At 75.2% G+C, this 4,235-nt stretch carries 3 protein-coding genes; 2 read left to right on the top strand and 1 reads right to left on the bottom strand.

What is annotated here, in order from left to right:
* Nucleotides 1-635: FHA domain-containing protein (locus ACYVPE_RS39375; protein WP_461038657.1), on the bottom strand; the 635-nt coding region annotated here is incomplete at its 3' end.
* 394 nt (nt 636-1,029) lie between these two features.
* Between ACYVPE_RS39375 and ACYVPE_RS39370 the strand changes: the two genes are divergently transcribed.
* Nucleotides 1,030-2,769: a serine/threonine-protein kinase gene (locus ACYVPE_RS39370; RefSeq protein ID WP_461038656.1), complete on the top strand. Its 1,740-nt coding sequence runs from the start codon at nt 1,030-1,032 to the stop codon at nt 2,767-2,769.
* Nucleotides 2,770-2,891: 122 nt separating this feature from the next.
* Nucleotides 2,892-4,172, top strand: a complete 1,281-nt coding sequence (locus ACYVPE_RS39365) for a serine/threonine-protein kinase (protein ID WP_461038655.1) — start codon at nt 2,892-2,894, stop codon at nt 4,170-4,172.
* Nucleotides 4,173-4,235 lie beyond the last annotated feature (63 nt).

Raw genomic sequence — 4,235 nt, 5'->3', positions numbered from 1 at the left:
GGGAGGCCGCGCCGGCGGGGCTGCGGCACCTCGGCCGGCGGGGACGAGGAGGGCGGCGGCGGGGTGCCGGCCGCCTCGACTCTTATCAGCGACTCGCCGAGCCGCAGCAGCGCGCCGGGCGGCATCGCCACCGGGCCGCCGGTGACCGGCCGGCCGTCGAGCAGCGTGCCGTTGCGCGAGCCGAGGTCGGTGACGGTGACCCGGCCGCCGGGGCCGAGGGCCACCGCGCAGTGCATCCGGGAGACGTCCGGGTCGTCGAGCGGGATGTCGGCCTCGGCCGAGCGGCCGATCCTGGCCTCGCCGCCGCGCAGCAGGTGCACACCGCCCGCGTCGGGACCGGCGACCACCAGCAGCCGGCCGGGCACCGGCTCGGGGCCCGGGCCCTCGACGGGCCGGTGGAAGGCGAGCACCGCGCCGTCCACCAGGGGCGGCTGGCCGAGCGGGGTGCGCCGCGGGTCGAGCCTTCGGTCCTCGCAGAAGACGACGCTCGGGGTGGCGGAGCCGGGGGCCACCGCGGTGGCCAGCGGCCCGAGCACGGCGGCGAGCGGGGTGTCGGCGGGGGCGTTGACCTGCACGTCGACGCCTGAGGCGGCGTCTCCGTGAACGAGAACGGTCAACCTGATCTGAATCGGCATCGGCCCTCCCGGTCACCACGCCAGCCCCGGCTGTCACGCGCCCGATCGCACCAGTCGTCGCATCGGATGCTGATGCGAGAAGCATCCTCGCACCCGCCACTGACAGTCCGCCGCGCGCCCGCCACTTAATGATCTTGATTGCCTGTTTCTGACCGGAAACCGGGCAGAAGTTCTGACCAAAACTGATCGCTGGCGGCCACTTCGCCGCCCGCGGTGGCGCAGGTGATCGTAACGGCCCGCGCGGCCGCGCGGCGCAACCAAGCGGGCGGGAGCCGCGTCCCACCACGTGACCCGACCGGGATCGGGCAGCGCCGCCGTAGCACAGGCGGTCGCACTACAGTAGGGAACTCGAACCTCGAACCCGTCACCATCAGCGAAGCACCAGGGAGCGCACGTGCGGCCGGTCGGCAGCAAATACCTGCTCGAAGAGCCCCTGGGGCGCGGTGCCACGGGCACCGTCTACCGCGGCCGGCAGCGCGAGGCCGCGGGGAACGAGGCGGCGGTGGCGGGGCAGCCGGGCGAACTCGTCGCCATCAAGGTCCTCAAGGAGGAGCTGGCCGCCGACCCCGACGTCGTGATGCGCTTCCTGCGCGAGCGCGCCGTGCTGCTCAGGCTCAGCGGGGACAACCACCAGAACATCGTCCGCACCCGCGACCTGGTCGTCGAGGGCGAGATGATAGCGCTGGTCATGGACCTGATCGACGGGCCCGACCTGCACCGCTACCTTTACGAGAACCGCCGGTTCACGCCGGTGGCGGCGGCCCTGCTCACCGCCCAGATCGCCGACGCGCTGGCCGCCGCCCACGCCCGCGGCATCGTGCACCGCGACCTCAAGCCGGCCAACGTGCTGCTCGCCGGCGCGAACGACGAGCAGGCCGCGCTGCGGCCGATGCTCACCGACTTCGGCATCGCCAGGCTGGCCGACGCGCCCGGCGTCACCCGCGCCAGCGAGTTCGTCGGCACGCCGTCCTACGTCGCCCCCGAGTCGGCCGAGGGCCGCCAGCAGACCTCGGCCGTCGACGTCTACGCCGCCGGCATCGTGCTCTACGAACTGCTCACCGGGAACCCGCCGTTCGGCGGCGGCAGCACCCTGGAGATCCTGCGCAGGCACCTGACCGACGAGCCCCGCAGGCCCGCCGGGCTGCCCGACCCGCTGTGGACGGTGATCGACTGCTGCCTGCGCAAGAGCCCGGACGAGCGGCCGAGCGCCACCTCGCTGGCCCGCTCGCTGCGCACCGTCGCCGCCGGCATCGCGGAGGGCGCCAGCCCCGAGCAGCGCACGGCCGCGCTCGGCGTCGCCGCGCTGCTCGCGCCCGACACCGCGCCGGTCCTGGTGCCGGGCACCGGCATCAGCCCGCCGGGATCGGCCGAGCCCACCCAGGTGCTGCCCGGCGGCGCGGCCGGCGGTGCGGCCGACCCGCCCCCAGACTCCGTCTGGGCGGTGCCCCCAGGGGCCACCAGCGTGCTCCCGCAGCACGGCGCCGGCCCAGGCCAGGGCGGTGGCGGCGACGACCTGTCGGCCACCCGCGCCATGCCGGCCCAGGGCGCCCCGGAACCCGAGCTGCCGACGGCCTGGGGAAACCAGCTGCGCGCCGCCCGCGACCGCAACGAGCCGACCAGGGTCCAGCCAGCCGAGCCGGCGCTCGACCCGCTCCAGCGCGCCCCGCAGCGGCGCCCCCAGCGCCGCCCGCAGCGCGTCGCGCCCCCGCCCCAGCAGCAGGGCGGCGCCTACGGCTACCCGGTCGCACCGCCGCCGCAGCAGTACCAGCCCCAGCAGTACCAGGCGCCCCCGCAGCAGTACCAGCAGCCGCAGCGCTACCAGCCGCCGGTGCCGCCGCCGTACCAGGAGCCGTCGCCCCGCCGGCAGGACGAGCCGCGCGGCCGGTCACGCAGCGCGAACCCGATGCGCATCCCCGGCCTCGGCTGCCTCAAGGGCTGCCTGTTCATGGTGCTGATCCTGGTCGTGATCGCCTTTCTCGTCTGGAACTTCACGCCGCTTCAGGACTGGATTGCGGACGGCCGGAGTTTCTGGGACACCGTCACCACATGGTTCGACGATGTTCGGGAATGGCTCGGCTTGATCGAGGAAGCCAATCGGAACGTCGATGACATCCAGAACAGCGTCCCCGAATAATCGATGACCTCGGAGATTTATCGACTTCCCAGGGTGGAATTTCGCCGGGGCATGCCAATAAAACCGGGCAAGCCGGGCACGCGGTAGTCCCGTCACCTGACGGGTCGTCGTAGCCTCACGCCATGGCACGGAACATCGGCAGCCACTACACCGCCCACCGTGTGCTCGGCCGCGGCAGCGCCGGAACGGTCTGGCTCGGGGAAGGGCCGGACGGTCCCGTGGCGATCAAGCTCCTGCGTGAGGACCTGGCGGCGGACCGCGACCTGGCCGAGCGCTTCGCCCACGAGCGGCACGCCCTGCTCGGTCTCGAACACCCCAACATCGTCGGCGTCCGCGACCTGCTCATCGCGGGTCCTGACGAGACCCGCGAGGACCAGGAGGTCGCGCTGGTCATGGACCTGGTGCGCGGCCCCGACCTGCGCCGCCACCTGGAGCGCGAGCGCCGCGTCGCGCCCCGCGAGGCCGTCGAGATCGTCGCCGCCGTGGCCAACGGCCTCGCCGTGGCGCACGCCGCCGGCATCGTGCACCGCGACGTCAAGCCCGAGAACATCCTGCTCGACACGCCGGAGGGCGGCCGCGTCGCGCTCCTCACCGACTTCGGCGTCGCCAAGCTGATCGACGAGCCCCGACACGGCGGCAAGGGCGGGGTCGTCGGTACCCCCGACTACCTGGCCCCGGAGATCGTGGAGGGCCTGCCGCCCCGCGCCGCCGTCGACATCTACGCCCTCGTCACCGTGCTCTACGAACTGCTCGCCGGCTTCACCCCGTTCGGCGGCGGGCACCCGGGCGCCGTGCTGCGCCGCCAGGTGACCGAGACCGCGGCCGAGCTGCCCGGCATCCCGCGCGAGCTGTGGGAGCTGATCCAGCAGTGCCTCGCCAAGGCCCCGGCCTCCCGGCTGCGCGCCGCCGAACTCGCCTCCCGGCTCCGTGAGTTGCTGCCCGACCTGGCGGGGCTGCCGCCGCTCGACATCGGCGACCCGGGGGCCGCGGCCGAGCCGGCCGTGGTCGAGGAGCCCGCCGTGGCCATGGCCGCCACCGCCACCGGCGGCGGTGGGGGGCGCGCGGCGGTGCCGTTGGTGCGCGGCACGGCGCCCGACTCGGAGCGCGAGACCCACACCCGGATGCGCGTGCCGGACGCGGAGGAGCTGGCCGGGGGCGCGCACGGCACCGCGCGCACCATCAGGCCCGCCGGCGAGCCACGCGCCGGCTCCGCCCGGCACACCCCGGCGGCCCGCCACCGGCGCCGGCTGGCGGTGACGGCCGCCGCCGTCGTCTGCGCCGTCGCGCTCGGCGGTTGGCTGCTCCTCTCCGGCGGCGACAGCGGCGACAGCGGCGACGACGGCCTCGGCCAGCCCTCGGGCGACGGCCGGAGCGCCACGGTCGAGCTCTCCGAGCCGGCGTAGGGCCCGCGGCCCGCTTCGCCGCCCGACCTGGCCGCGGCGACGGCGGCCGCGTGCCGCCGGGCG

The organism is Streptomyces mayteni (assembly GCF_054783955.1).
Note: the sequence above shows the minus strand (reverse complement) of the source record. Positions and strands in the feature narration are given on the sequence as shown.

What these genes read in the sequence shown, in the direction of transcription:
- ACYVPE_RS39365 (WP_461038655.1), top strand. Translation starts at nt 2,892, where the DNA reads ATGGCACGGAACATCGGCAGCCACTACACCGCCCACCGTGTGCTCGGC.